The organism is Dolomitihabitans soli (assembly GCF_022213955.1).
GTDB classification, from domain to species: Bacteria; Actinomycetota; Actinomycetes; order Streptosporangiales; family Streptosporangiaceae; genus Streptosporangium_A; species Streptosporangium_A soli.
This window is the reverse complement of the sequence record NZ_JAKNTW010000003.1, coordinates 30774-56789: the sequence shown is the minus strand read 5'-3', so window position 1 is coordinate 56789 and position 26016 is coordinate 30774. Positions and strand designations below refer to the sequence as shown.

Annotated in this window: 30 protein-coding genes; 18 read left to right on the top strand and 12 right to left on the bottom strand. The window is 68.7% G+C overall.

Translation table 11 applies throughout. The features are described from left to right. Positions 1 to 55 precede the first annotated feature (55 nt). Genes MBA17_RS08250 through MBA17_RS08225 form a run of 6 tightly spaced genes read left to right on the top strand, consistent with a single transcriptional unit; the run spans position 56 to position 6786 of the window. Positions 56 to 991 (top strand): carbohydrate ABC transporter permease, encoded by a 936-nt coding sequence (locus tag MBA17_RS08250; protein ID WP_238495699.1) that lies wholly within the window; start codon positions 56 to 58, stop codon positions 989 to 991. Beyond that, entirely contained in the window at positions 988 to 1896 is a 909-nt protein-coding gene (locus tag MBA17_RS08245; RefSeq protein ID WP_238495698.1) for a carbohydrate ABC transporter permease, read from the top strand. The genes MBA17_RS08250 and MBA17_RS08245 overlap by 4 nt, the downstream gene beginning before the upstream one ends. Beyond that, positions 1893 to 2549 (top strand): hypothetical protein, encoded by a 657-nt coding sequence (locus MBA17_RS08240; protein WP_238495697.1) that lies wholly within the window; start codon positions 1893 to 1895, stop codon positions 2547 to 2549. The genes MBA17_RS08245 and MBA17_RS08240 overlap by 4 nt, the downstream gene beginning before the upstream one ends. A gap of 13 nt (positions 2550 to 2562) precedes the next feature. Beyond that, positions 2563 to 3924 carry an ABC transporter substrate-binding protein gene (locus MBA17_RS08235; protein ID WP_238495696.1) on the top strand — a complete coding sequence of 454 codons (1362 nt, stop codon included), beginning with the start codon at positions 2563 to 2565 and terminating at the stop codon, positions 3922 to 3924. Further along, positions 3921 to 5279, top strand: coding sequence for a sulfatase-like hydrolase/transferase (locus MBA17_RS08230; RefSeq protein ID WP_238495695.1), 1359 nt, complete (start codon positions 3921 to 3923; stop codon positions 5277 to 5279). The genes MBA17_RS08235 and MBA17_RS08230 overlap by 4 nt, the downstream gene beginning before the upstream one ends. Before the next feature lie 25 nt (positions 5280 to 5304). Continuing rightward, positions 5305 to 6786 (top strand): sulfatase family protein, encoded by a 1482-nt coding sequence (locus tag MBA17_RS08225; protein WP_238495694.1) that lies wholly within the window; start codon positions 5305 to 5307, stop codon positions 6784 to 6786. A 212-nt stretch (positions 6787 to 6998) separates the two neighbouring features. Here MBA17_RS08225 and MBA17_RS08220 read toward each other — a convergent pair whose 3' ends face one another. Then, the gene (locus tag MBA17_RS08220; protein ID WP_238495693.1) at positions 6999 to 7142 is read right to left on the bottom strand and encodes a hypothetical protein; all 144 of its coding nucleotides are present in this window, start codon (positions 7140 to 7142) and stop codon (positions 6999 to 7001) included. A 400-nt stretch (positions 7143 to 7542) separates the two neighbouring features. Between MBA17_RS08220 and rox the strand changes: the two genes are divergently transcribed. Beyond that, positions 7543 to 8967: a rifampin monooxygenase gene (gene rox / locus MBA17_RS08215; RefSeq protein ID WP_455432725.1), complete on the top strand. Its 1425-nt coding sequence runs from the start codon at positions 7543 to 7545 to the stop codon at positions 8965 to 8967. Between the two features lie 206 nt (positions 8968 to 9173). On the opposite strand, the gene MBA17_RS08210 is transcribed toward rox, so the two are convergent. After that, positions 9174 to 9962, bottom strand: coding sequence for a TetR/AcrR family transcriptional regulator (locus tag MBA17_RS08210; RefSeq protein ID WP_238495692.1), 789 nt, complete (start codon positions 9960 to 9962; stop codon positions 9174 to 9176). Positions 9963 to 10047: 85 nt separating this feature from the next. Between MBA17_RS08210 and MBA17_RS08205 the strand changes: the two genes are divergently transcribed. The 4 genes from MBA17_RS08205 (at position 10048) to MBA17_RS08195 (ending at position 13724) form a co-directional block, all read left to right on the top strand. Next, positions 10048 to 10992: an ATP-binding cassette domain-containing protein gene (locus MBA17_RS08205; protein ID WP_238495691.1), complete on the top strand. Its 945-nt coding sequence runs from the start codon at positions 10048 to 10050 to the stop codon at positions 10990 to 10992. Continuing rightward, positions 10989 to 11807: an ABC transporter permease gene (locus MBA17_RS08200; protein WP_238495690.1), complete on the top strand. Its 819-nt coding sequence runs from the start codon at positions 10989 to 10991 to the stop codon at positions 11805 to 11807. Before MBA17_RS08205 ends, MBA17_RS08200 begins: the two co-directional genes overlap by 4 nt. 412 nt (positions 11808 to 12219) lie before the next feature. Continuing rightward, complete coding sequence (locus MBA17_RS49260; RefSeq protein WP_274385129.1) at positions 12220 to 12348, top strand: hypothetical protein; 129 nt, start codon at positions 12220 to 12222, stop codon at positions 12346 to 12348. Between the two features lie 53 nt (positions 12349 to 12401). Further along, the gene (locus MBA17_RS08195) at positions 12402 to 13724 is read left to right on the top strand and encodes a tetratricopeptide repeat protein (RefSeq protein WP_238495689.1); all 1323 of its coding nucleotides are present in this window, start codon (positions 12402 to 12404) and stop codon (positions 13722 to 13724) included. Between the two features lie 261 nt (positions 13725 to 13985). Here MBA17_RS08195 and MBA17_RS08190 read toward each other — a convergent pair whose 3' ends face one another. Genes MBA17_RS08190 through MBA17_RS08180 form a run of 3 tightly spaced genes read right to left on the bottom strand, consistent with a single transcriptional unit; the run spans position 13986 to position 15594 of the window. Beyond that, on the bottom strand, positions 13986 to 14939 hold the full coding sequence (locus MBA17_RS08190; RefSeq protein ID WP_238495688.1) for an NAD(P)-dependent alcohol dehydrogenase: 954 nt from the start codon (positions 14937 to 14939) through the stop codon (positions 13986 to 13988). Beyond that, positions 14936 to 15169 carry a helix-turn-helix transcriptional regulator gene (locus tag MBA17_RS08185; RefSeq protein ID WP_455432721.1) on the bottom strand — a complete coding sequence of 78 codons (234 nt, stop codon included), beginning with the start codon at positions 15167 to 15169 and terminating at the stop codon, positions 14936 to 14938. The genes MBA17_RS08190 and MBA17_RS08185 overlap by 4 nt, the downstream gene beginning before the upstream one ends. After that, a complete protein-coding gene (locus MBA17_RS08180) occupies positions 15163 to 15594 on the bottom strand; it encodes a hypothetical protein (protein WP_238495687.1) in 432 nt (143 codons plus the stop codon). Before MBA17_RS08180 ends, MBA17_RS08185 begins: the two co-directional genes overlap by 7 nt. Positions 15595 to 15689: 95 nt before the next feature. On the opposite strand from MBA17_RS08180, the gene MBA17_RS08175 reads away from it, so the two are divergent. From MBA17_RS08175 to MBA17_RS08165, 3 genes are all read left to right on the top strand, one after another. Further along, positions 15690 to 16202 (top strand): hypothetical protein, encoded by a 513-nt coding sequence (locus tag MBA17_RS08175; protein WP_238495686.1) that lies wholly within the window; start codon positions 15690 to 15692, stop codon positions 16200 to 16202. Between the two features lie 11 nt (positions 16203 to 16213). Then, a complete protein-coding gene (locus tag MBA17_RS08170) occupies positions 16214 to 17491 on the top strand; it encodes an epoxide hydrolase family protein (protein WP_238495685.1) in 1278 nt (425 codons plus the stop codon). 696 nt (positions 17492 to 18187) lie between these two features. Next, the gene (locus MBA17_RS08165) at positions 18188 to 19186 is read left to right on the top strand and encodes an NsdA family TPR-like regulatory protein (protein WP_238495684.1); all 999 of its coding nucleotides are present in this window, start codon (positions 18188 to 18190) and stop codon (positions 19184 to 19186) included. 184 nt (positions 19187 to 19370) lie between these two features. Here the strand turns inward: MBA17_RS08165 and MBA17_RS08160 are convergent, their stop codons facing one another. Next, complete coding sequence (locus tag MBA17_RS08160) at positions 19371 to 19670, bottom strand: GntR family transcriptional regulator (protein WP_238495683.1); 300 nt, start codon at positions 19668 to 19670, stop codon at positions 19371 to 19373. 145 nt (positions 19671 to 19815) lie between these two features. On the opposite strand from MBA17_RS08160, the gene MBA17_RS08155 reads away from it, so the two are divergent. The 3 genes from MBA17_RS08155 (at position 19816) to MBA17_RS08145 (ending at position 21218) form a co-directional block, all read left to right on the top strand. Then, complete coding sequence (locus MBA17_RS08155) at positions 19816 to 20061, top strand: hypothetical protein (RefSeq protein ID WP_238495682.1); 246 nt, start codon at positions 19816 to 19818, stop codon at positions 20059 to 20061. A 115-nt stretch (positions 20062 to 20176) separates the two neighbouring features. Next, positions 20177 to 20524 (top strand): DUF6355 family natural product biosynthesis protein, encoded by a 348-nt coding sequence (locus MBA17_RS08150; protein WP_238495681.1) that lies wholly within the window; start codon positions 20177 to 20179, stop codon positions 20522 to 20524. 475 nt (positions 20525 to 20999) lie between these two features. Continuing rightward, a complete protein-coding gene (locus MBA17_RS08145) occupies positions 21000 to 21218 on the top strand; it encodes a hypothetical protein (protein WP_238495680.1) in 219 nt (72 codons plus the stop codon). An 88-nt stretch (positions 21219 to 21306) separates the two neighbouring features. Here the strand turns inward: MBA17_RS08145 and MBA17_RS08140 are convergent, their stop codons facing one another. From MBA17_RS08140 to MBA17_RS08125, 4 genes are all read right to left on the bottom strand, one after another. After that, positions 21307 to 22401 (bottom strand): serine hydrolase domain-containing protein, encoded by a 1095-nt coding sequence (locus tag MBA17_RS08140; RefSeq protein ID WP_238495679.1) that lies wholly within the window; start codon positions 22399 to 22401, stop codon positions 21307 to 21309. After that, complete coding sequence (locus MBA17_RS08135; RefSeq protein WP_238495678.1) at positions 22398 to 23339, bottom strand: DUF6895 family protein; 942 nt, start codon at positions 23337 to 23339, stop codon at positions 22398 to 22400. The genes MBA17_RS08140 and MBA17_RS08135 overlap by 4 nt, the downstream gene beginning before the upstream one ends. A 65-nt stretch (positions 23340 to 23404) precedes the next feature. Next, entirely contained in the window at positions 23405 to 24103 is a 699-nt protein-coding gene (locus MBA17_RS08130; RefSeq protein ID WP_238495677.1) for a hypothetical protein, read from the bottom strand. Positions 24104 to 24108: 5 nt separating this feature from the next. Then, positions 24109 to 24348: a hypothetical protein gene (locus tag MBA17_RS08125; protein WP_238495676.1), complete on the bottom strand. Its 240-nt coding sequence runs from the start codon at positions 24346 to 24348 to the stop codon at positions 24109 to 24111. A 262-nt stretch (positions 24349 to 24610) separates the two neighbouring features. Here MBA17_RS08125 and MBA17_RS08120 point away from each other — a divergent pair, with 262 nt between their 5' ends. Continuing rightward, positions 24611 to 25069: an SgcJ/EcaC family oxidoreductase gene (locus MBA17_RS08120; protein ID WP_238495675.1), complete on the top strand. Its 459-nt coding sequence runs from the start codon at positions 24611 to 24613 to the stop codon at positions 25067 to 25069. Positions 25070 to 25138: 69 nt separating this feature from the next. Here MBA17_RS08120 and MBA17_RS49255 read toward each other — a convergent pair whose 3' ends face one another. Both MBA17_RS49255 and MBA17_RS08110 read right to left on the bottom strand, forming a co-directional pair. Continuing rightward, on the bottom strand, positions 25139 to 25486 hold the full coding sequence (locus MBA17_RS49255; protein WP_455432720.1) for a M55 family metallopeptidase: 348 nt from the start codon (positions 25484 to 25486) through the stop codon (positions 25139 to 25141). Continuing rightward, positions 25411 to 26013: a CGNR zinc finger domain-containing protein gene (locus MBA17_RS08110; RefSeq protein WP_238495673.1), complete on the bottom strand. Its 603-nt coding sequence runs from the start codon at positions 26011 to 26013 to the stop codon at positions 25411 to 25413. Before MBA17_RS08110 ends, MBA17_RS49255 begins: the two co-directional genes overlap by 76 nt. Between the last annotated feature and the right edge of the window lie 3 nt (positions 26014 to 26016).

The following is a 26016-nucleotide window of genomic DNA, read 5'->3' as shown; positions in this document are numbered from 1 at the left end:
TGAGGCCGGATCGGCGCGAGCCCGACCGGCGGACTCGACCAAGGAAGGGGCACGGATGTCCACAGTTGTCCGCTCTCCACGGCAGTCCACGCCGCGTCGCGCGCAGTGGCACCGGCGCGAGGACGGTGTCGGTCGTCTCATGTTGCTGCCGAGCCTGTTGCCGTATCTCGCCTTCGCGCTGCTGCCGATCGGCTGGCTGTTGTGGTTCAGCTTCCAGCGGTGGAACGGGTTCTCGGCGCTGCGGTTCACCGGGGTGGCCAACTATCAGCGGATGATCGGCGACGAACAGTGGTGGCTGGCGGTGCTGAACACGCTGAAGTTCGGGTTCGGCCGGTTGGTCATCGAGATCCCGCTGGCGCTGGTGCTGGCCTACGTGTTCTTCCGTGGGGTTCGCGCCGGCACCGTGTACCGGACGATCCTGTTTCTGCCGCACGTGCTGTCGCCGGCGATCATCGGCATCATCTTCGTCTTCCTGCTGCGGGAGACCGGCGGGCCGATCAACCAGCTGCTCACCGGGTCTGGCCTGCTGGAGGAGCCGATCCGGTTCCTGGGCGAGGCCGGCGGCGCGCTCGTCAGCCTGATCGGGGTCGGCGTCTGGGCCCACCTCGGGATCAACCTGCTGCTCTTCTTCGCCGGCATGATGACGATCCCGAACGAGCTGCTGGAGAGCGCGTCGCTGGAAGGCGCCGGTCACCGGTCGACGCTGCGGCACATCGTGCTGCCGTTGCTGGCCCCGGTGACGCGCGTGGTGATCCTGATCTCGATCATCGGCACCCTGCGCAGCTTCGACCTGGTCAAGACGCTCACCGACGGTGGCCCGGCCGGGAGTACCGAGGTGATGTTCACCTACCTCTACCGGTTCTTCTTCGAGCCGGAATCGGTGCCGCAGATCGGGTACGCCGCCGCGCTCGGCATCACCGCGAGCGTGATCGTCGGCATCATCTCCGTGGCCTATCTGCGGATCAACCGGAGCGGGAGGACCGCGGCATGAGCACGCCCGTCATCACCGAACCCGCCGGCCGGACGGTCGCCCCTGCCGTGCCGGCCCGGCGCGGACGCAGAATCCGCCCGCTGACCGTGCTGCTGCACGTGATCCTGGTCGCGGCGGCGTTGATCATGCTTTCGCCACTCATCTTCGGCCTGTTCGCCTCGGTGTCGCCGCTGGACCAGATCCTCAGCAGGAACGGCGGAATCCTGCCCCGGGTCTGGGAGTGGGGCACCTACCTCCAGGCGTGGACCACGGCCGACTTCTCCCGCTACTTCGTCAACAGCCTGATCGTCACGGCCCTGGTCGTGGTGCTGGACACGCTCGCCTCCAGCATGACCGGGTACGTGCTGGCCCGGCGCCGGCTCCGCGGCCAGCGGTTCCTCGAGGGCCTGTACGTCGGCACGCTGTTCGTCGGCCTGACCACGGCGACGCTCTACCCGCAGTACGTGATCGCCGAGGCGCTGGGCCTGGACAACCTGCTCGGGATCGCGCTGGTCCAGCTGGCCGGGATCATGCTGGTGCACGTGTTCCTGATCAAGGCGTTCGTGCTCGGCCTCGGCACCGAGATGGAGGACGCGGCCCGGGTCGACGGCTGCGGGCTGTTCGGCACCTACTGGCGGATCGCCTTCCCGATGATGCGGCCGATCCTCGCCACCACGGTGATCCTCGGCTTCCAGGCGTCCTGGAACAACTACCAGGTGCCGTTGGTGTTCTCACTCGCCGCCCCCGACCTGCGCACTCTGGTCGTGGGCGTGAGCGCGCTGCAGTATGACGCCGCCGAGGGAATGACGCCGTACAACACGGTGCTGGCCGGCGCGAACATGGCGCTGGTGCCGATCGTGGTGATCTTCATCGTGCTGCAGCGGCACTTCGTCCGCGGCTGGACGGACGGGTCGGTGAAGGGATGACCCTGTTCGCCCCGGACAGCGCCCTGCTCCGCGGCTGGTCCCGCTGGTGGTTCTGGGCCTGGACCAGCTGCTGCTGGGTGCTGCTGAGCCTTCCCGTGATCACCGCGCCGGCGGCCACCCTGTGGCTGATCGCCCAGCAACGCCGGCACGCCGACGGCGAGGCCGCCCTCGGACCGGGCGAGACGCTGCGGTTCCTGGGCCGCTGGCTGCTGCCCGCCCTGCGGCTGGCCGGCTGCCATCTCGGCATCGCCGTACTGGTGCTCGTCGGCCTGTTCGGGCCATCACCCGGTGGCCCCTACGGCCAGCTGGTGTTGATCACCAGCGTGGTGGCCGGAGTGACCTGGCTGCTGGTCGCCCCGTGGTCGGTGGTGAGCCTCGAACGCACCGGCCGTACGGTCGCGGCGCTGCGGACGGCCTATCTGCTGGCGCTGTCGCGGATCGAGCTGGCGGTGGCCGCGACGGTGGCCGTGATCGCCGCCGCCGGCGCCGGGCCCTTCCTGGCGACCCGCGTGCCGTACCTCGGGCCGCTGCTGCTGATCGCGCTGCCGGCGGCCACGGCCAGTTTCGTGATCACACTTCGCGATCGAGCCGCCGCGGTTCGAGACACCATCCCCACTGGCCGGATCGGGTCCGGTCCGGTTCGTTCTGGTTGAGAAAGGCCCCCTGATGATCGATTCCTCGTTGACCCGCCGCGGCTTCCTCGGCACACTCGCCGCCGGCGCCGCGGTCTCCCTCGTCGGCTGCGGCGGCTCCTCGACCGGTTCCGCCGATCCGAACAAGCTGACCACGATCGTGGTCTGGGATCGGGCCGGCGCGCACGCCAAGGCCCGGCAGGAGTTCTTCCGCACCTGGAACGAGCAGCAGGGCAAGTCGCTCGGCATCGAGGTGCGGTACGAGCCGCAGGCGACGGACAAGTACGAAGAGATCGTCCGGCTCGGCTTCCAGACCAAGCGGGCGCCCGACCTGTTCCACAGTCCGTCGGCGCAGCTGGGCGCGTTCGTCGCGGCCGGGTGGGTCCAGCCACTGCCGGATCTGGTCGACAAGGCCGTGCTGGACAAGGCCGCGCCGTACCACCAGAAGAACGGCGAGCTCGTCTGGGGCGGCGTGCCGTACGCGGTGCCGACCACCGCGTTCACCAACCGGATGGTGATCAACGTCGACCTGTTCGAGAAGGCCGGGCTGGACCCGGACTCGCCGCCTGCGACCTTCTCCGAGGTACGGCGGGCAGCGGCCGCGATCACCAAGATCGGCAACGGTGACGCGTACGGCATGCTGATCCCGATCAAGGCGACCGGGTTCCGGCAGTGGAGCGTCGACATTCCGCTGCTGGCGGGCGACCCGGCGCTGGCCCAGTTCGGGCTGTTCAACGCGGCCACGCAGAAGTACGAGTCGACCAAGTACGCGCCCCTGCTGGAGCTCTACCGGAGCATGATCACCGACAAGACGGCCTATCCGGGCGCTGCGACCCTGACCGCCGACGTCGCGATCAACGCCTTCGGCAAGGGAGAGGCCGGGATGTACATCGCCAGCAGCGCGGTCGTGTCCTCGCTGGCCGATCTGGGCAGCAAGGTCAAGGCGATCGCGGTCCCGCTGCCGGTGCCGGACGGGCAGCGGCTGGTGCGCTCGCCCATGAACGCCGGCTACCCGTACGCGATCTCGTCTACCACACAGAACCCGGAGAAGGCCGCCGCGGTGTTCGAGGTGATGGTCGGCAACGGGATCCAGGAGGCGCTGGCGGCGAAGGCGGCGCCGCCGCTGAACGCCGCCGTCTGGGACTCGGCCGCGATCAAGGACAACGCGCTCCTCCAGCAGTTCCGACCGGCCGAACTCGATCGGCAGTGGCCGAAGACGCCTGGCGGCCTGCTGCAGGTGGACGGGGAGAGCGTCGATCAGACGGTGGAAAAGCTGCTGCTCGACCCGTCGGCGGCGCTCGAACCGGCGCTCACCGCGATGCGCCGGCGGATGCAGACGGCCTACGACGCCGCGGTGCAGAGCGGCGAGGTCGACCCGCAGGAGTTCCAGGCGTGACAGCTCCCAACGTCGTCGTTCTGCTGGCCGATCAGTGGCGGGGCCAGGACCAGGGCTGGCTCGAAGGGGAAAGAGTCTCCCAGGTCCGCACCCCGAACCTCGATCGGCTGGCGGCCGGTGGCGCCGCGATCGCCGGCGGTTGCGCCAGCTCGCCGGTCTGCGGGCCGAGCCGGGCCAGCCTGCTCACCGGATGCCTGCCCCACCAGCACGGCGTGGTCGCCAACGACCTGCCGCTGTCGCCGCGGCTGAAGACCCTGGGCACGGCGCTGTCCGACGCCGGATACCGGACCGGCTGGATCGGCAAGTGGCATCTGGCCGGACTGCCCCGCGACAAATGGGTGCCCCCTGCCGCCCGGCCGGGAATCGACCACTGGGTCGGGGTCGACTGCTCTCATGATCACGTCGATGGTCATTACTACGTCGGCACCGAGAGCCCGACCAGGATCGAGTTCACCGGATACGAGCCTGAGGTGCAGACCGACCTCGCACTGGAGTTCCTCGGCGAGCAGCAGGCTCCTTTCTTTCTCACGGTCTCCTACAACCCGCCACACGACCCGTACGACTCGGTGCCGGTGCGTCTTCGGGCCGGCTACCCGATCGACCGGGTGACGGTGCCGCCGAACACGCCCGACAGCGACGCGCAGCGCGAGGTGCAGCGGCTCTACTGGAGCGCGATCACGGCGGTGGACACGCAGATCGGCCGGATCGTGGCGGAACTGGACCGGCTCGGGCTACGCCAGAACACGATCATCGTGGTCACCTCCGATCATGGCGACATGCTCGGCGCGCACGGCCTGCGGGCCAAGCAGAGCCCGTACGCGGAGGCCGTCCGGGTGCCGATGGTGATCAATGGGCCCGGTGTTCCGGCGTACCGCCCGGCCGGCCTCCTAGGTCTGGTCGATCTAGCTCCGACCCTGCTCGGACTGCTCGGGCTGCCCCCGATCGGGGCGTACGGCCGCGACCTGAGTGATCGGCTCCGATCCGGCCGGTCGCTGCGTTCTGAGCTGCTGATCGGTAACTGGGTCAGCTTCGACAACGGGTACGACCAGGGGATCGGCGAATGGCGGGGCATGGTCACCGACGAGTGGACCTACGCACGTGCCGTTGACGGCCGGCCCTGGCTGCTGTTCGACCACCGGACCGACCCCTGGCAGCTGGACAACCTCGTCGCCGACCCGGCGTCGGCCGGCCGGGTCGCCGAGGCCGACGCCCGGCTGACCGCGCTGCTGGCGGAATCCGCAGACGCGTTCCCGCCTGGCGACCGGCTGCTGACCGAACTCGGCCTGGTCGATGACTGGAACGCCCGCGAGTCCGCCCTGCGGGGCGACCGGGCTCGGCTGCTGCCGACGCGATGACCGCTCTGTGAGGAGAGACCCATTCATGTCCCCCCGCCCGAATGTGCTGTTCGTGATGACCGACCAGCAGCGGTTCGACACGATCGCGGCGCTCGGCAACACCGATCTCGCGACGCCCAACATTGATCGACTGGTCGCTCGCGGGACCACCTTCACCAGCGCGTACTCCAGTTCCCCGGTCTGCGTTCCGGCTCGATACACGCTGCGCAGCGGATGCGAACCAACCCGGACCGGGGTGTACGACAACACCGTCCCGGACGGGGGGCACGCCGCGATCCGGGAATGCTGCGGCCCTTACCTGGCCGAGGCGATGGGCCACCGTGGGTATCGCACCTGGGGAGTCGGCAAGTTCCACACCGCGCCCTGGGACGCGCCGGTCGGCTACGAAGTGCAGCGCCACAGCGAGGAGTTCTACGCCAGCCCCGAACAGCGGGCCGGGGACGCCTACGCGTCGTGGATCGCGGCCGAACATCCCGAGTACGACTGGATCGAGGCGCTGATGGGCGAGCGGACCGACATGTACTACATGCCGCAGCTCAGCCCATTGCCGGCGGACTGCACGGTCGAGTCCTGGGCCACCCGGGAGGCGATCGGGCTGATGGCCGACGACGACGACCGGCCCTGGTTCGGAGTCGTGTCCTACATCGGCCCTCATCCTCCGTTCGCGCCGCCGCTGCCGTACAACCGGATGTACGACCCGGACCGGATGCCCGACCCGGTGTGCGGCGCTCGCGACATCGATCACCTCGATCAGCACATTCCCTGGATGAACCACCTGGTCTACGCCGAGGACGTCGACCCGCACCGGGCCCGGACGCTGAAGGCCCGGTACTACGGCGAGATCAGCTACATCGACGGCTGTATCGGCGACCTGCTGGACGCGGTGGAGCGAAGACCGGACGCGGACAACACCGTGATCTGCTTCTTCGCCGATCACGGCGATCTGCTCGGTGATCATCATGGCTGGCAGAAGGAGAGTTTCTTCGAGGCGTCCGCTCGGGTCCCGTTCCTGATTTCCTGGCCGGGGCGGATCGCAGCCGGCGATCGACGATCCGAGCTGGTCTGCCTGACCGACCTGTTCGGCCTGGCCACCTCCGCCGCCGGGCAGCCGGAGCTGCGGCAGGGCAGTGACCTGCTCGGCCTGCTGACCGGTACGGCGCAGCCCCGGGAAACGCTGTTCGGCTACCACGGGCGACCTGGCACCCGGCGGTTCAAGGCGATGGTCCGGCAAGGCCGCCTGAAGCTGATCTGGCTGGCCAACGGCGGGCACCGGCTGCTGTTCGATCTCGCGGCCGATCCGCACGAGATCGAGCCGGTGCAGGCGGAGCGGCCGGGGGACGCCGACCGGCTGACGGCGGTGTTGGCCGAGCATCTCCGAGCCGAGGGCGTGACCGAGGCCTTCGACGGCGACGTGCTGCGGACCTTCCCCTACGCGGAATGGCCGCTGACCCGGATCCACCAGTTCGACCAGTCGCGAGGAGTGACCGGCTTCGGCGCCGACCGCTGAGATCCCGGCGACGGAATGGTCAGCGGAGGGCGGCCCAGTCGCGGAGGGGCTTGGGGCCCTCGAGCACCGTGTCATCGTAGGCGCCATCGGTGACGCGGATCTTCATGTACTGAGTGCCGGAGAACACCCAGCAGTCGTTCCGCTCGCCATCGCCGCCGCCGAAAGGATCGTGCCGCAGTTCGCCACGCTGTCCAAGGCACGTCAGGCCGTGATCATCGACATGATGTTCCGCGGGCCAGGTCGTCCCGGCGCGAGTAGCGTTCGGCCATCGCGGCGATCTCCTCGGCGGTCGAGTCGGGCGGGGCGTCGAAGGTCGCCGGCGGCGTGCCGTACCAGGTTCGTGCCACCGAGGTCATCAGCCAGGATCAGACCGTGACCGGCCGGGCCGCCAGGCCGGATTCGCCCTGCAGCCGCACGGGCCCGTCTGGAGTCGTGATCACGTGGCCGGGAAAGGATTGGACGGGATGATGTTCGGGCTTGTAGCTTGCAGTTGCCCGTGACACCGCCCGAGGAGGTGAGACCCATGAACGCTGTATCGATGTGGGTGCTCCCCCTTCCCGTCACGGCCGGGCGATTGATGTAGGTGTCGCCGGGAGCGCCTCGCCAACAAGGCACTCCCGAAAGGCAATACCTATGCACTCTCAGCAGTTCACCGCCGAGCCGCCGTCGAACGACGGGGTCGAGCGTGACTCCACGGTGGGCGACGTCCCCGGAGTTCTCTGGTCGCCGGCCTCCGGCGCCGATCGCGCGCCCCTCATCTTCGATGTGATCATCGCCGGGTGCGGGCCGACCGGTGCGATGCTGGCCGCCGAACTGCGGCTGCACGATGTGCGGGTACTCGTTCTGGAGAAGGAAACCGAGCCCGCGTCGTTCGTCCGCATAGTCGGTCTGCATATTCGCAGTCTCGAGCTGATGGCGATGCGCGGACTGCTGGATCGCATTCTCCAGCATGGAAGACAGCGTCCGGCCGGCGGTTTCTTCGCCGCCATCCCCAAACCCGCGCCCAAGGGCCTGGATTCCGCGTACGCCTATCTGCTGGGTATCCCGCAGCCGGTCATTGAACATCTGCTCGAAGAACATGCGATCGAACTGGGTGCGCAGGTCCGGCGCGGTTACGCGGTCGCCGGTTTCGAGCAGGACGACGAGGGTGTGACCGTCGAGCTGGCCGACGGGGAACGGCTGCGTTCGCGCTACCTCGTCGGCTGTGACGGCGGGCGCAGTACGGTGCGCAAACTTCTCGGCGTCGGCTTCCCCGGCGAGCCCTCACGGACCGAGACGCTGATGGGCGAGATGGAAGTAGGCGTTCCGCAGGAGGAGATCGCCGCCAAGGTGACCGAAATCCGCGAGACCCATCAGCCATTCTGGCTTCGGCCCTTCGGCGAAGGGGTCTATAGCGTCGTAGTCCCCGCCGCGGGAGTCAGCGACCGCGCGGAACCGCCCACCCTCGAGGATTTCAAACAACAGTTGCGCACCATCGCCGGAACCGATTTCGGCGTGCACTCCCCGCGCTGGTTGTCCCGCTTCGGGGATGCCACCCGGCTGGCCGAACGTTATCGGGCCGGGCGGGTGCTGCTGGCCGGCGATGCGGCACACGTCCATCCACCCATCGGCGGACAGGGCCTCAACCTGGGCGTTCAGGACGCATTCAACCTCGGCTGGAAACTGGCCGCACAGATCCGCGGCTGGGCCCCGGAAACACTGCTGGACACCTACCAGGCCGAACGTCATCCGGTCGCCGAGGACGTGTTGGACAACACCCGCGCCCAGATGGAACTGCTGTCCGCCGAACCGGGCCCGCAGGCCGTGCGCAGGCTGCTCACCGAACTGATGGACTTCGACGAGGTGAACCACTATCTGATCGAGAAGATCACCGCGATCGGCATCCGCTACGACTTCGGCGAGGGCCCCGACCTGCTCGGCCGCCGCCTGCGCGACATCGACGTGAAACAGGGCCACCTCTACGGTCTGCTGCATCGCGGCCGCGGCCTGCTGCTGGACCGCACCGAACGCCTGACCGCCGGCGGCTGGTCAGACCGGGTCGATTACCTCGCGGATCCCACTGCGGACCTGGATGTCCCGTGCGTCCTGCTACGCCCCGACGGCCACGTCGCCTGGATCGGCGACGATCAGCAGGACCTGGACGACCACCTCGCCCGCTGGTTCGGCAAGCCCGCCAACTGATTTCGCCTGAGCAACCGAAAAGGCCCGTGAGAAGGATCGGAACGGCCAGTAGCGACTGACCATCGGAAGGCGTCCAGCCCATCCTCGTCGGGGAATACCCCGGCATCGGCAAGCCCCGGACTCCACCCGTGACCAGGTACGGGCCGCCGCTGCGCATTTAGGCATGGCTTGTGCGTCTATCTCGCTCTTGATGCCTTCTCGGATGGTTAACTACGAGCCCGCCCTGGCCCGTCCTGTTCTTTCCGCCCTTCTCGGTGCGCCGACATCGGAGACTCGGCCGTTGATGGGAGGGCCGCGGCGATGCAGTCGAGGACGCGCTGGAGCCCGTACCGGAACTGGTCGTCGCGGCTCAGGTGCGGGTGGCGCGCCTCCATCACGATCTTGGTGAAGATCGGGTACTCCCCGCTCTTCACCAGCCGGTCGACGTACGGGTAGCTCCGCGCCATCCACTCCGACTCGCTGAGCCCGCTGCGGCGGACTTCCTTGGCCGAGCTGATCTCCTCGCGGACGGTGCCCTCGATGTAGCCGTTCAGCATGGCCATGAGGCCGAGGTTCTCGTCGATGGAGACGAAGGCGTCGAGCACTCCCATCAGCCGTTCGATCAAGAGCAGTTGGTTGGGGCCGAAGCTGGGGAGTGACCGCTGCACGGTGGCGATCCACGGGTGCCTCAGCCACATGGCCCGCAGCCCGTCGGCGTAGCGGGTCAGGTCCGTGCGCCAGTCGCCCGAGGGCATGCCCGCGACGTCGATCTCGCCCTGTAGCCGGTCGGTCATGAGCTCGACCAGGTTGTCGCGGCTCGGGACGTACCGGTAGAGGGACATCGCGCCCGCGCCGATCTCAGCGGCGATCCGCCGCATGGTGGCGGCCTCCAGCCCCTCGGCGTCGGCGATCCGGATCGCCGCCTCGGTGATCTGCGCGCGGCTGTAGGTGGGCTTCGGCCCGCGGGCCGGGCGTTCGGGCCGCATCCAGATGTTCACGTACTCGGCGTCGGTCACCGTCTCCTCCCCCAAGTTGCGTACATAGTACCCAGTAATTTAGCCTGACCCCACAACCGCGTACAACGTACCCAGTGGAGGGGTCATGTCTGATCCGATCGTGATCGCCGAGGGGCTGCACAAGTCCTTCGGCGGCGCCCATGCTCTGCGGGGCCTGGACCTGAGCGTCCCGGGAGGGACGGTCTGCGGCGTGCTCGGGCCGAACGGCGCGGGGAAGACGACCGCGGTGCGCATCCTGGCGACCCTGTCCGATCCCGATGCCGGGCACGCCCGCATCGCCGGATACGACGTCGTTCGCGAGGCCGGCAAAGTGCGTGAGCGGATCGGGCTCGCGGGCCAGTACGCCGCCGTGGACGAGAAGCTCACCGGCCGTGGCAACCTGCGCATGTTCGGGCGCCTCTACCACCTGCCCCGCCGCCAGGCGCACCGGCGGGCCGACGAGCTGCTCGACCGCTTCGGCCTGATGGACGCCGCCGATCGTCCGGTCGCCGGCTACTCCGGCGGCATGCGCCGCCGACTCGACCTGATCACCTGCCTCATCCTGCGCCCCGACGTGCTCTTCCTGGACGAGCCCACCACCGGCCTGGACCCGCGCAGCCGCGGCGAGATCTGGGACAGCATCCGCGAGCTGGTGGCCGACGGCACCACGGTGCTGCTCACCACGCAGTATCTGGACGAAGCCGACCACCTGGCCGACGACATCGCCGTCATCGACCACGGGCAGGTGATCGCCACCGGCACGCCCGACGAGCTGAAGGCCACGATCGGGGACCGCCTCGACGTCACCCTCGAAGACCCCGCCGCGATGCCTGAGGCGGCGACCGTCCTGAACACCCTGGCCGGCACCGAACCCACGACGACCGACGCCGACCGGCTCACCGTCGCCCTGCCCGCCACCGGCCTCCGCCTCGCCGACATCGTGCGCAAGCTCGACCACGCCGGTGTCGCCGCCGCCGACGTGAGCCTGCGCCGCCCCACCCTCGACGAGGTCTTCCTGCGCCTCACCGACCACAAGGAGCCCGTCCGATGACCGCCCTCACCTCGCCACTGGTCCGCCTGCGCTGGACGCTCACCGACGGGCTGACCCTGGTCGGCCGCGAGCTGGGACGGCTGCGGCAAGAGCCCGGGCAGATCATCGCCGCGCTGATCTTCCCGGTCATCATGGTCGTGCTGTTCGGGTACGTCTTCGGCAGCGCGATCCAGGTGCCGGACGGCGGCGACTACCGCGAGTACCTCATGCCCGGCCTGTTCGCGATGGTGACCTTCTCCGCGGTGATGGGGGTCATGACGCGGATGGCCACCGACGCCTCCCGCGGTGTGATGGACCGGTTCCGCTCCATGCCGATGGCGCGCTTGGCGGTGCCGTTCGGGCAGACCGGCGCCGACCTGCTGACCGGCCTGCTGATGCTGGCCATCATGGTGGTCGCGGGCCTGCTGGTGGGCTGGCAGCCGCACCGCGGCCTGATCCCCACGGCCCAGGCGTTCCTGCTGATGATCGTACTGCGGTACGCGCTGAGCTGGGTGGGCGTCTATGTGGGCCTGGCGGTGAAGAACGACCAGGTCGCCGACGCGATGGTGCCGCTGGGCCTGCCGTTCACGATGCTGTCGAACGCGTTCGTCCCGACCGACGGCATGCCGGGCTGGCTGCGCTTCCTGGCCGACTGGAACCCGGTGAGCACGCTCACCGCCGCCTCCCGCGAGCTGTTCGGCAACCCGGGCGCCCCGTCCGGAAACGTGGCCTGGCCACTCGCGCATCCGGTGACCACCGTCCTGCTCTGGTCGGCCGCGCTGCTGGTGATCTTCGTCCCGCTGTCACTCCGCGCCTACATGCGCAGAGGACGCTGAACGCTCCAGGCATCTGCAGACCGCGTGTTCTCCTCCGACGAAACGGTGATGAACCAAACCTTGCTCATGATGTACCCATTCATTCGGTGGTGGAGGCAATTACAGGTGAGGGTTGGGCGTCGCTGTAAGAAACGTGTTCGGAGCCCTGAACCGTGTGGAGTTGCTCGACTACGTCTTGATCAGCGGGTTCGGCGGAGTCGTGTTCGGCAGTGGCCGTACTTCAGCGCCCCGGCCTCGTTCATGACGAACCACGCTTGGCGGCGAATGCGCGCGTCTGCCGTAGGTCACGGTTTCTCGACGGCGGCCACCGCCGGCGCGACTGTGACGCAACCATGACACGGCGCGAACGAGGCGGGGACACGGCCAGCCGACAGTGGACGGGTTGCCCGGCGGGCGAGTTACGGGCGAGTTCATGGCCCGGCGCAAGGCCACCGATCCGGCCGCCCGCATCGGGACGACGCTTCAAGGCCCGGGTGGCCCCGGCAACTCCGGCGTCGCCCTCATCAAGCAGGGCGAGACGAACCGGCCGGAGCTGCTGTGACCGTCCGCTGGGACAGAACGTCACGACGAAGGCGATCACGAAAAGGAGAAGGCGTGGCCAATAACGGAGAGTGGGACCGGCGTTCGCTGTTGCGGGGCGCCGCCGTCCTGGCCGGTGCCGCCGCGACCGCGCCGCTGCTGGGCGGGGCGGCCACGGCGCTGGCCGGCAGCGGTGACGCGGACGCGCTGTTCAAGGCCGGGAAGTTCGAGCAGGCCGGCCGCGCGTACGAGGAGATCCTGAAAACAGATCCCAAGAATGTGCACGCGGCCCGCCGGCGCGGCTATGTCGGGCTGCTGGCCAACAAGTTCCCCGACGCCGAAAAGTATCTCAAGATGGCCATCCAGCTGGCGCCCGGCGACAAGGACGCCAACTACTTCCTGGGCGACTGCTACATCCGGCAGGACAAACTCGCCCTCTCCGCACCACACTGGCAAGCGGCCGGCGAAGAAGCCTACGCCAAATGGTTCGCGGCAGTCCGCGGCGAGGCCTATCAGGTCCACGGCGACATCGCGCGGCTGCCATTCCAGCAGATGGACCCGATTCCGCTGGTAGAGGCCTCGGTCAACGGCGGACCGCCGAAGCGCTTCACGTTCTACACCGGCGCCCCGAATCTTGGCTTGACCTCGACGGTGGCCGAGGAGGCCGGGCTGAGCCCCGTCGCCAGTCAGAAGATCGATTTCGAGGGCGGCACCGTATGGGCACACTACGGGGTGCTGGAGTCGTTCAAGCTGGGCGGCATCGAACTGCGCAACATCCCCGTGGGCTGGTCGGCAACGGAGTCGGGCGAAGATGTCGGCACCGACAGCGACGGCCTGATCGGCATGTGGGTCTTCTACCACTTGCTGACCACCTTCGCCTACGCGGGCCGGCAACTGATCCTGCGCCGCCGCACCCCCGAAACGGCCAGGAAGGCACGCGCCGCCGCCACACGGGCGGGCACCGAACCCCTGCCGCTGTGGCTGGCCCGTGAGCAATACCTGCACAGCACGGGCAGCTTCGCCGGCGTCGCCGGCTCCCGCACAGGGGTGGTGGGCGTGAACTTCGGCGGAGGCAGCGAGATCGCCGCGGGCATGCGCGGGGAAACGGCCGAGCAGTTGGGGATCCGCACCGACTACGACCGCCAGATCGGGACTTTTGCCCAAAGCCACCCGGCCGTCGTCTACCCCTGCTACCCGAAGGAGATCCGCCTCGGCAACGCCGTCGCCAAGGAGGTCTACTGCTACACGAACCCAAACCAGCCGGTCAACGTGCCCCTGCCCTATGGGACAGGGTTCGACACGATGGGCTGGTTTTCCCACTGCTTCTGGAAGCCCTACAACATCACCGTCGACTTCACCGACATGAACCTCTACATCGCCCGCGGCGCGGCCGCCTGATCGCCGCGACTGCACGGGCGTCATAGGAGCTGCCGGCTCCTACGGGCGACGGGGGTAAGGGCGAACCAGACGCCCTCACCCCGTCGCCCGGTGCCGCACACGGTGGTGTCCCGGGCGCCACGGTCGTCGAGAAGGCGCTGTTGGCCCAGTCGTACATGTACCAACCGGTGCGTTCCCGGCGCCCTCGCGACCAACCATCGGCCGTCACCTCGGGGCTGTCGACCGTCATCGGATGCACCTCTCTGCCCAGGCGCTCCGGGGTCAATCAACCGTGATGACGAGCTTTCCGGGCGCGTTGCCCGCCGCCAGGTCACCCACCGCGGTGGAGGCCTCCGCCAGGGAGTACGTGCGCCCGACGGCCGGTCGCACGGCCCCGGCCTCGATGAGGTCACGCAGCGCGTCCAGGTCGGCGGTGCGGGTCAGCGCGATCTGCGCGTCCAGGCGCTGGCGCGTGAACGGGGTGATCAGCCGGGCGGCCAGCAGCCGGCTGAGCCCGCCGAACCACCGACCGCCGCCCTCGCCGCCGACGATGGCGAGCCGGCCGCGCTCGGTGAGCAGCCCGCGCAGCAGGGCCAGCGGCCGGATGCCCGCGATGTCGATGATCAGATCGTACGTCCCGGTGAGCGGCTCGCGCGTGTAGTCGATGACGGCCTGGGCGCCCAGCGACCGGACGAGGTCGGCCTTGGCTGTGCTGCACACGGCGGTGACGTGGGCGCCGCCGACGACCGCGAGTTGCGTCGCGAAGCTGCCCACTCCGCCGCCGGCGCCGATGACCAGCACCTTCTCGCCGGCGGTGACCTGGCCGACGGCCCGCAACGCGGTCACCCCTGACACGGGTACGGCCGCCGCTTCGGTGAAGCTCAGGTTGGCGGGCTTGCGGGCGAGCTTGCCCGGGCGGGCGAGCGCGAACTCCGCGTACGCTCCGGTCGCCGCGCCGTACACCTCGTCGCCGGGGCGAAACGCGGTCACGTTGGCGCCGACGGACTCCACGACGCCGGCCACGTCCATGCCCGGCACGCGGTTGCGGGGCCGGCGCAGGCCGAAGCCGAGGCGGCCGATGAGCGGCAGCCCGGTCATGACGTGCCACACGCCGTAGTCGACGCCGGCCGCGTGCACCTGGATCAGCACATCGCCGGCGCCGGGCGTCGGGATCGGGACCTCGCCGAGGTTCAGCATGTGCGGCGGGCCGTACTCGTCCTGGACGATTGCCCTCATAAGGGGTCTCCTTCGGTGTCGGGGTACTGGAAGACGTCATCGAGTCCGACCCGGAACACCCGGGCGATGCGGAACGCCATCTCCAGCGAGGGAGAGTAGCGACCCTGTTCGATCGCGATGATGGTCTGGCGGGTGACGCCGACCCGGTCGGCCAGTTCGGCCTGGGTCATCTCGTCGTGTGCGAACCGCAGGGCCCGGATCGCGTTGGTGACCTGCGTCGGCTTCACCACGTCTGGAAGCCGCCCTTGCGGTACGCCATGATCTTGGCAAACGAGCTGAGCACCGAGGACAGCACGAACGCCAGGTAGACGGCGTTGGCGATCCAGAAGTGGCGCAGCTCGGCGATGGCCATGATCAGTGCGGCGAGCGCGCCGATGATGACGATCGACTGCCCGATGCGCTCACTGACCTGGTTGATCTCACGGTCGCGCTCGTCGGTGCGGTCGGCGCCGTGGCCGCCCGCGATAGCCATCGCGATGTGGGCCACGATCCCGGCGACGATGGCGCCGCCGATGGTCCACAGCAGAGTCCCCGCGTAGGCGACGTCGGCGAGCGGGCCGTCGCCGGCCCGGCCCAGGACGGTCGCCAGGTAGATCGTGTACGCGCCGACGGAGACCACGATCATCACCCAGGCGCTCTTCTCCTCGAAGGCCATGCCCGCTCCTCATGTAAAACAAAGCTGACATCAACCAATGTAAAGCGTGCCGGACACCATGTCAAAGTTTATTTACACGCACGGTCGGCGACGCGATGGCGCCCGGCGCGGTGTTGCTCCACAACGTCCACAGTCGGCCGGACGGCGCAGGTCGCAGCGGCCCGCCTCATCGGAAGAGCCGCAGGATCTGGACTCTCCGGTTCGCGCCGCTGGGCGGCACCGACCTCCAGCCGGTCGACGGCGGCGCCCAGGTGATCGCGTTCAGGCCGAGACCGAGAGCGCTGAGCCGGTTCTCCATCCCCGCTTTCATAACCGCGCGTCAGGCGGCCGAGATCGCCGAAGAAGACGCGGCGGGCCAGGTTGCGGAACTCACCGATGTTGAGCTGGGTGCCGATCATCCTCCGGTAGGCGTCCTATCGTTGGAGCCGTTGAGTGTCCGCGCTGGTGCCAAGGTGGTCGCGTCGCGGCGAAAGGAGCGCATCGGTCGCCTGGTCGACCCGCACCACCGGCAGGCACTCGCCGCGTCGCTGCCCGCACGTCTTGAGATCGCGCGGTGTCGCCGCCCAACCACCCAACAGGCCGACGACACCGCTTCCCCGACCCAGTAAGGAACCACGCCATGACCACCCCGCACGCCTCCCCCCTGGCGCCCACCCCGATCCATGTGCCCGACAAGGTCCTCGATGACCTGCGCGCCCGTCTCACATTGACCCGGCCGCCGCTGGACGAGGGGAACGGGGACTGGTCCTACGGCGTCCCGGACAGCTATCTCCGTGAGCTGGTCGCCTACTGGCGGGACGGCTACGACTGGCGCAAGGCCGAGGCCGCCATCAACGCCTACGAGCACTACCAGGTGAGCGTCGCCGGTGTCCCAGTGCACTTCATGCGCAAGCTTGGCCGCGGCCCCCGCCCGATCCCGTTGATCCTCACCCACGGCTGGCCGTGGACGTTCTGGCACTGGTCGAAGGTGATCGACCCGCTCGCCGACCCCGCCGCGTTCGGCGGTGACCCCGCCGACGCGTTCGACGTCATCGTGCCGTCCCTGCCCGGCTTCGGTTTTCCCGGCCCGCTCACCGGCTTTTCGGACGTCAACTTCTGGAAGGTCTCCGACCTCTGGCACACCCTGATGACCGAGACCCTGGGATACGAGAAGTACGCCGCCGGGGGCTGCGACATCGGCGGGATCGTCTCCAGCCAACTCGGCCACAAGTACGCCGACGAGCTGTACGGCATCCACATCGGCTCCGGGCTGCCGCTCGACTTCTTCACCGGCCACCGCGCCTGGGACTTCGCCCGGAATCGGCCCCTCACCGACGACCAGCCCGCCGACGTCCGCGCCCGCATCATCGAGCTGGACCACCGCTCGGCGTCCCACCTCGCCGTGCACATGCTCGACGGCGCCACCCTGGCCCACGGGCTGAGCGACTCACCCGCCGGACTGCTCGCCTGGCTGCTGGAGCGCTGGAACGCCTGGAGCGACAACGGCGGCGACGTCGAGTCCGTCTTCACCAAGGACGACCTGCTCACCCACGCCACGATCTACTGGGTGAACAACTCCATCGCCACGTCGATGCGTTATTACGCCAATGCCAACCGCTACCCCTGGACCCCCGCCCACGACCGCACCCCGGTCGTGCAGGCCCCGGTCGGCCTCACCTTCGTCACGTACGAGAACCCGCCCGGCATCCACACCGCCGCCGAGCGCGTCCGGGCGTTCAAGACCGGCCCGCAGGCCGATTGGTTCAACCACGTCAACGTCAACGCCCACGACCACGGCGGTCACTTCATCCCCTGGGAGAACCCCGACGCCTGGGTGAGCGACCTGCGCCGCACCTTCCACGGCCGCAGACCCCGGGAGACGCACCGGGCCACCCACGGTGACCGCGACCTGCTGTAGGCGATCGCCGCAAGAGACCACAACCTCGAATCCCACGTCCCGATCCGCACGGACATGCCCACCCTCATCGTGGACACCTCACATTGCTACCAGCCCACCCTCACCGACATCGTCGCGTTCGCTCGCCCTGCCGTGACGACACCTGCTGAGCCCGCCTTCTCGCACCACGGGGACCGGGCAATTGCAACCCGCGTAAAGGACACCGAGCGTCCTTGCCATGCCCAGCCACACAAGAGATCGTGAGAATCCGCTCCTCGCATACAAAGAGGCCACCGTGTCGCAGCCCCTGGCTCACCGCCCGACTCACGCCACACGATGCGCCGTCACAATCCGCACCCGGCTGCTGATCGCACATGCCGCCGCCTCGGAGCAGGCGCACGTCTTGCACGACATCGCGCAGGCAATCCACGCCTGCTGCGGGCGCAGCCTTCTCAAAAGCGCGCGACTCGCCCGCGGATGGACCGTCCCCGAGGCCATCGAAAACTCACCACCGTTACCCAGACAGCCGGTCTGCCTTCACGCAGAGCCGACGAACGGACCTGGCGCCGGCGGGAAAGCGAGTGTCACCCTCACAACGACTACCAAGACCGGCTCGCCCGGCTGTTCGAAACCGGACCGGTGGCGCTCGGATTCGCTACCGACTACGCCCCGCACGCAGCAGGGAGTGATCATACGAACCGTCGTGATGTTCTACGGATGGGGGCCGCCGTCGTCATCGCTCCCGGGCTGTTCACGACGGCGGGACACGAGGCCCGCGAACTGACCCGCCGCAGTGAGGAGACCGACCTGGGGCCAAGTGGTCTCGAGCATCTCCACCAGGTCGTCGGAGATTACGGGCACCACTACTCCCGCTACAGCGCCGATCAGCTGTGGCAGGCTGCGCTCGGCGACCGCCGCCACGTCGCCGATCTCCTGCGTATGCGCATGTCGCTCGCACAGCGTCGGGAGGTGTACATCACCGCGGCGTGGCTATCGCTGGTGCTGGCCTGGGCCGCTCACGATCGTGGAGACGTGCGAGCCGCGATCGCCTTTGCCGCCGATGCCCGTCATCACGCCGACCAGGCCAACCACGATGAGGCAGTGGCGTGGGCCTGGGATGTGGAGACCACGACCTGGCTGTATGACGACAAACCCGAGCAGGCGCTGCGCGCCGCCCGGCAGGGTGCTGCTCGGGCGCCGGCGGGAAGTGTCGCCCAGACGCGGTTGGTGGGGCAACTGGCTCGCACGCATGCCCGGCTCGGCCATACCGATCCAGCCTCCGATGCGCTCAAGCTGTTGCGTGGCCAAGCCGAGGAGCAAGCTCCACACGCGAGGGGGTTGTTCAGCAGCGACGCCGCACGTACATGGTCGGTGGCCGCCACGACCAGTCTGTGGCTCGGTCACGACAAGCAGGCCCACACCTTCGCCGAACAGGCGATGGAGGTGTATGGACGGGACCTGCGGATCTCACCGACCAGGCGAGCGATCACCGCGTTGGACCTGGGCATCGCCTGCGCACGGCTGGGTGATCCAGAGCGGGCGGTCGCTCACGGCCTGACCGCAATCTCCACCCCGCGCTATTCGTCAGCGATCGTGGCCCGCAGTTCCAGTCTCGGCGCCACGCTGGAGCACATTTACCCGAAGGCGACGGTAGTCACCCAGTTTCAGCTGGAAGTGACCGCGCTCAAAGAGACAGCCGTTTCCCTGCGCACCTGATGTTCAAGAAAGCTCGACGCGGCCGAGGCGAGTGGCGACTGCTACCTCACATCAGCGCACACACTCCGTCCTTTGTCCGTGGCGTCTATGGCCGCGACCTGACGCAGGACGGGGAGCGGTTCACGAAAACGGATCGCCTCTTGGAAGCGGAGGAGTCGGCCGAGCCATGCCGCCGTGTCACGGCTCATAGGGCGGTCGGCATGCGTGTGGTGATCTGGGCTCGCCCTCGGAGACTCACCACCGTCAGCTCCGGCCTGGGCCGGACCCAGCTTCCACGCCTGTTCTCAGTGTCAATGAGGCCTTCGGTGCGGAGGAGTCGCAGGGCCTGACGGATCGTGGCCTTGCCGGTGCCGTACTCCTCGGCCAGAAGATCCTCGTTCTTGAGCTTCTCCCCCGGCCCGAGGCGGCCCTCCTCGATCTGAGCGCGTAGGAAGTCCGCCACCTGGCGGTACAGCGGCGTGAACGACTGCGGATCAACTTGCACGTTCCATGATTCAGGCGCTATTACCCTGCTGCACTTTTACGTTATTACGTAATAGAGCAATCATGGAGTGCGATGACGACTTCTCGATCCGACCTGTGCGTCCCCTTGGACTACCCCGACTGGGAGTGCACCGGGCTGGCGGTGCATGTCGCCCGCGTACGACCCGGGCACGTACAGCTCTTGGACGCCTCAGGCACCGGACCGCTACCGCGTGCACGACTTCACCTGCCCGTGCACTGCGGTGGTCTTCGAGCTGATCTCACACGGCGGGCACTACCTGATCCACAAGGTTATTCAACTCGACCACCCGGAGCACACCTTCGCGGGCAACTGGCACCATTCCGAGGCCCGCCACTTGTGGCTGAAGCTTCTGCTCGGCGAGGCCCGATAGACGCTCCAGCGCGGGAACCCTCTCGCCCAAGGTGGCGTTGACTCTTTGGGGCAGTGATCAGGTAGATGATGATGAACCTCAGCGGCAACGCCCCACACATAAAAGGGATGCGGGCATGTCGTCAGTGCGAGACAAGTGGAACGATCTCCCTGGGCGGATCCAGGCTGTTGCCGCAGTCCTTGCAGTGCTCGTTGCGGCAGCAGCCCTCTACGTGACTCTCATCAAGGATTACAGAGACTGCGGGCCCTCCGGAAACTGCGGCTTCTGGAAAGATGAGAAATCTGCCCTGTATACCCACTCCGGGAACAACTGCATCGTGATCAAGATCGACTATGTAGTCAAGAAGAAGTCCACGACCAGACGGGTGTTCCAAAAGGGGACGGAGGATTTGGGCCATCGAGATGAGATCAAGTTTGCGAAGTTCGATCGCGTCTGCAAGCCGTCCGAGTCCGTGACGCAGTAGGCGCAGTTGTCCCCTACGGGGAGCGCCTTGCGTGTGGAGGTGGCGTGCATCCAGTCGCGCATCTCCTGGAGGGTGCCGGTGATATCGGATGCCGGTCGTGCGCTCACGATCGCCTCCCAGTTGGCGTACAAGAGCCCGAGCACGATCACGCTCCCGATACCCAACTCCACGGCTCCACCTCCCTGATCGCGTCTCCTGGGACCGTCGGCCTTGTGCCTGCCGTTGCCAGGGAGTGCAGCAGGTCCCCCATAGATATGACATCGTCCAGGTCAACGCGGGTAATGGGGCAACATCGGCGTTGCGCATGGAACGTCACGCGGTGGGCGCAGGATTCTGCATAATCTTGGCCCTGGCCGTGCGAGTATCCCCCGATACCCCCACCTCTGGACGTCGCCCTTCCCCGCATCCTCCGAGATCGAGGCACTGCTCACGGCCTCCACCGGCACCCGGACCACCATCGAGCGGATCGAGCCGGTTGGCAGCCTGGCGCAACAACGGCATCTCGCTCCTACAGGAGCGGTTCCAGCGGGCCGTCGATGAGGGCGACCTTCCCGCAGGGACCGATCCCGGCCTGCTCGCCCGATACCTCATGGCCGTGGCCAACGGCATCGCCGTTCAGGCCGCCGGTGGCGCCACCCGCGACGACCTCCACATGGTGGCCGACATGGCCCTACGGCACTGGCCGCCCACCTGATACGAACAACTCCTGCACTCGTTATAGGTGCGCCGGGACTCGGCCGACAGCGGCGGCGGCGGAGGGGGCTCTGAAAGGGCGGAGCCGGTCACCCGAAGACCACGGCTTGAAAGAGGCGGCGGGCGGTGTGGATGACGGGTTGGCGCAGTGTCGGGGCGGTGTTGGCCAGGACCGCCACGCCCGCTGCGGCGTCCGGGCTGAAGCCGGTGAAGGCGGTGAACCCGCCGGTGCCTCCGCTGTGCCACAGCAACGTGCGGCCTCGCATGTCTCGGACGTTCCAGCCTAGGCTCACACTGCCGGCCCCCTGCGGCCAGCGGTGGCGGGGCTGGTGACCGGCGAGGATAGCGGCGGCCAGTGGGGCCGGCGCGATGCCGGGGTGGAGCTGGGCGTGCAGGTAGCGCAGCAGGTCCGCCCCCGTGGAGTACAGGGCGCCCGCCGCCGCCAGCGCGTCGAAGTGCCAGTGCGGGACGGGCATGCTGCGGCGGTGCCCACGGGCGGCCTGGTGGGCCAGCGCCTCCTTGGACGGGACGAGGGTGTCGCGCATGCCGAGCGGGGTGAGGATCCGTACAGCGAGGAGTTCGGGGTAGGGCGTGCCGGCGGCGCGGGCGAGGAGGTGGCCGAGCAGGGCGATGCCGAAGGTGGAGTAGCGCACCTGCGGCGGGTCGCGAGGTGGGTTGAGGCGGGAGGTGGCCCGGTGGAGGTCCTCGACGCGGTAGCGGGCATAGGGGTCGGACAGCAGGTACGGCAGGCTGTGGCGGCGGAAGCCACGCGGCAGGCGCGGCAGGCCGGCGCTGTGCGTGGCGAGCTGGCCCAGCGTGATGGCGGACGCGCTGCTGCGGGGCATGGCCTCGGCGGGCAGGTGGGCGCCGATCGGGTCGTCGTAGGAGACGGCACCCGTGGCGGCCATCTCGGCGAGCAGCAGCGTGGTGAACGTCTTGGTGATCGAGCCCAGCGCGAACAGCGTGCCGGGCCCCACCCCGCCCGCTGTTTCGGCTGCTGTTCCTGCGGCTCTACCGGCCGGGACAGCGGGCCGGCTGCGCGGGTGGGCGCGGTGGCCGGCGGTGACGATGGCCTGGTCGGACCCGCGTAGGGCGACGCCGATCGCGGCGGGGGCGTGCCCGGACTCGACGAGTGTGTGGACCTCTCCGCAGAGGAGGTCGGTGAGCGAGGGGGCTTCGCTCACGCCTCGCCTCCGGCGGTGGTCGCGTGGGAGATGGCGCGCGAGAGGGTCAGGGTTCCGGCCACGACGGCGACGATGGTGGGATGGTGGTGGTTGCGCCAGGCGGCGTGCGGGTCGGCGGGGGGCGTGGTTAGGCCATTGGGCATCATGCCGTCGGCGCGCTGGGCGGCGGCGACACGTTCCCAGACGGCGGGGAAGAACAGCGGCCGCTGCAGGCAGGTGCCGACGATCAGCATTTCGAGCAGCAGGTCCCACAGCCGGGTCTCGCAGAACACCTCCGCCCACACCGGCAGCCACTGGTGAAGGTAGTCCTGAAGCCGTTGCGGCAGTCCTTCGGGGCGCCCGCCCCAGTCGGTCAGGTGGAAGACGGTGTGTGTGACGCCGTAGGCGTTGCCGGCGTCCAGCATCCAGGGTTCCGGGGTGCCGCCGAGCCAGGTCTGACCGATCATGGCGGCGACGTCGTCCGGGACCGTTACGCCGATCGTGGCGGCGGCGGCCACCACGGCCAGGCGGCGGTTGGGCACGTGCTCGATCACCCGGGACGCGCGCAGGCCGAGAAGATGAGCGGCCAGCCGGTCCATACGCTCGTGGCGGTAGCCGGCGGCGGCGAACGGCGCGTAAATCTCCATCGGATAGGTCGCCGCGGGGGTGCGCGCCTGCAGCCGGTACAACAGGTCGCCCCGCCCGACCTGCCGCCAGCCGAAGTCCAGCAGTCTGCCGGCGGTGTCCGCGCACTGCGGCCCGGCGATCGCCTCGCGGCGCACCATGCCGGCCGCGAGCGCCAGTTCGGCCAGCGACTTCAGCGCCTGTCCCTCGACGTGGTCGTCGGGCGTCTCGGCGGTCAGGGCGAAGCTGCCGCGCATGCACTCCAGCCAGGCCAGTGCCCGCTCGCCGACCTGGTGGGCCAGACGTGCCGCCGCGGCGTCGGTCTCCGTTTCCACGTTCCGGCTCCGATCTGCCGCATCGTCGTGGTCGCCTTGCGGGCTGATGGGGGTGTTCGCGCGCGTCATGGCGATGTGCCGGTCGTCAGGCGCCTGGCGATGGCGGTGTCCAGGGACACGCGGGGGTCGTCCGCTCCGGCGATTTCCAGGTAGTCCAGGGCCGGAGTCGTCAGCTGCTCGCCGGCGGGCGCCAGCCAGCGGGTCAGGCAGGCGGCGCTGGGCAGGTCCCGGCGTAGCAGCGCTCGAACCAGTCCGCGGCTGATGTCAAGATGGCTGCGGGCCAACTGCGCGTGCACGGCCTCCTCGGCGAACGGGGGCGCCGCACCGGCCACCCGCACCAATTCGGCGGCCATCGCCACCCACGGCAGCCTCAGGAGATGGGCGGTCGACCCCGCGGGGGCGAGTCCCTCCCAGCCGGTGGCGTCCACCCCCGACACGGCCAGCCCGCGTACCAGCGCCGCGTCTCTGATCCCCCAGAGCAGGACCTGGCGCTCGGGCTCCTGCGGCGCGGGGTGAGCCCGCACCGCAGCCCGGATCAGTGCCGCGTCCTGCGCCGGCAGGGCGAGCCCTTTCACCACGAACGGCGCGAGCGCGTCGGCACCCAGCACCCGCACAGCGGCCAGCCCGGCGCAGGAGTCCTCGCGACCTGGCAGGACGCGTGCCAGCCGGAACCCGCCGCCCTCCTCCAGCAGCGCTCGTCTCAGCGCGCCTGCCAGCAGGTGGACGGCGGGCGCCACCGTACCCGGAGCCGGCGTGGTCGGCATCGGCCTCAGAACGCGACCGCGCACGCCAGGTTCTGCAGCGCGCCACCGAAGGCGTCCTCGACCGGCTCGTCCTGCTGGGGGTCGGCCGACAGCAGCAGTGCGACCACCAGCACAGGGATGCCCTTCTCCGACCCCGGCGGGGGACAGTGAGGCACCTCCCCGGCGCCGATCAGCGCGTACACCTCGCCCCGCTCGGCCGCCGTCGGCTCAGCGAGAGCCACCGCATGCACATTTCTTCCGGACATGGGAATTCCTTTCCCGTTTCAAGAGTTTCCCTTGGATGAAGAAATCATCCCGCACTCTATTGCCAGGTAAACGCCCTCCCATCAGGCAAGACGCGAGATTCCGATAATCGTCCGGCACATATCACCATTTGTCATTATGCAGCGAGCGCCCTTCGCGCTGGATGCTCAGAATGGCCCCGATGAGGCCACCCAGGGCGCAACCGAGAACGGCTCCCACTCGGCCCTTGACCTCAAGTTTGCTTGATGTTCCAGAGTTATCTTCATGAGCGCAACGGACATCGATCCACAAACACGCGAGGCCGAGATCGACGCGATCAAGCAGGTGGTCGCCACGGTCGAGCACGCCCAGAACAACGAGCTTCCCGACGAGTTCCTCCGCCTGTTCCGGCCCGATGCGATCTGGACGACGGGCGGTGGCAAGCGCCTCTACGGCCTCGATGAGATCTCGACATTCACGTACCAGGTGCTTCCCGGTGGGATGCAGGGCCTGACGATCACGTTCGAGCTGGAACACGTGCTGTTCATCCGCCCCGACGTCGCCGCCGTCAAGCTGCGCCAGATATACCAGACACCCGACGGACCGGACGTGGGCTCTCCGCTGTGGATCATGGCGAAGGAAGACGGCCAGTGGCGTCTAACCGCCTGCCAGAACATCGGCGTGCCCGACGACGAGCTGGTGGCAGGCGGGGAGAACAGGCCCATCTTCGACCCTGACAGGTGAGACCGGAACTCGCCCGTCAGACGAGCGACCGAGTGCGACGCACCGCTCGCGAGAAGGGGTGCGGGCTACTCACCGCCGGGTGACGGCCTGCGGCACCTGTGCGCTGAGCTCCTCGCACGTCGCGTCATCTCCGCCGGCCAGCACGACAGGCGCGCCGTACGAGCCCGTCAGCAGGGGTGTTGATCCCAATCCCGCCATGCGAACGACCATCGAGCGGACGTCGAGGATGGCATCAACCATCGTGTGGGCCGGCACAGCGCCGCTCGCGCTGGCGCGTGTGTGACAGCCGCCAGAGTGCCGCCGCGCGCCTACGCTGATCCGCGCGTGGGGCCGGCTCGCGATCAAGGGCGCGCGGTGGATTTGCGATGGTGAGAGGCGCGGGCTTTGGCGCGGTTCCCGCAAATGTCCATTGAGCACCAGGTCCGGCGCCGATTGCGGGAGTAGTCGTAGTAGGCCCACCGGCAGCTCGGCTCCCGGCAGGCCTTGAGCCGCGTCCACGTGCCGGCCGCCACGGCCTCGGCGACGACGGCGAGCAGCCCGGCCAGCGCCGCATCCACGGGCATCAGGGCGCGGGCCACCAGCCGGGGCGGAAGCACAGTCACGTCGAGCATCAGCGGGAAGTCGCGAGCGAGTTCGGCGAGTTCGGCGCGGGCAGCGGGGTCGAGGCCGTCCGGACGTGGGCTCGAGACCGGCTCGGCGTTGTTCTCGGCGATCAGCGCGCGCAGTCCCTCGCGTATCCATCCGGCACGGTCGCGCTGCTCAGCGTTCACCACCGCGTCGCCAGGTATCAAACCGCGGGCGCGCAACCACTCCGCCAGCTGTTGCGGAGTTCCGATCTCGTCGCTGTCCCGGCGGCGAGTGTTGATGAACTCCTCGATCACACACAACGGCATCGGCGCCGGTGCAGCCACGAGGTTGTCCGACGCAGCACGCTCATTCGCCATGCC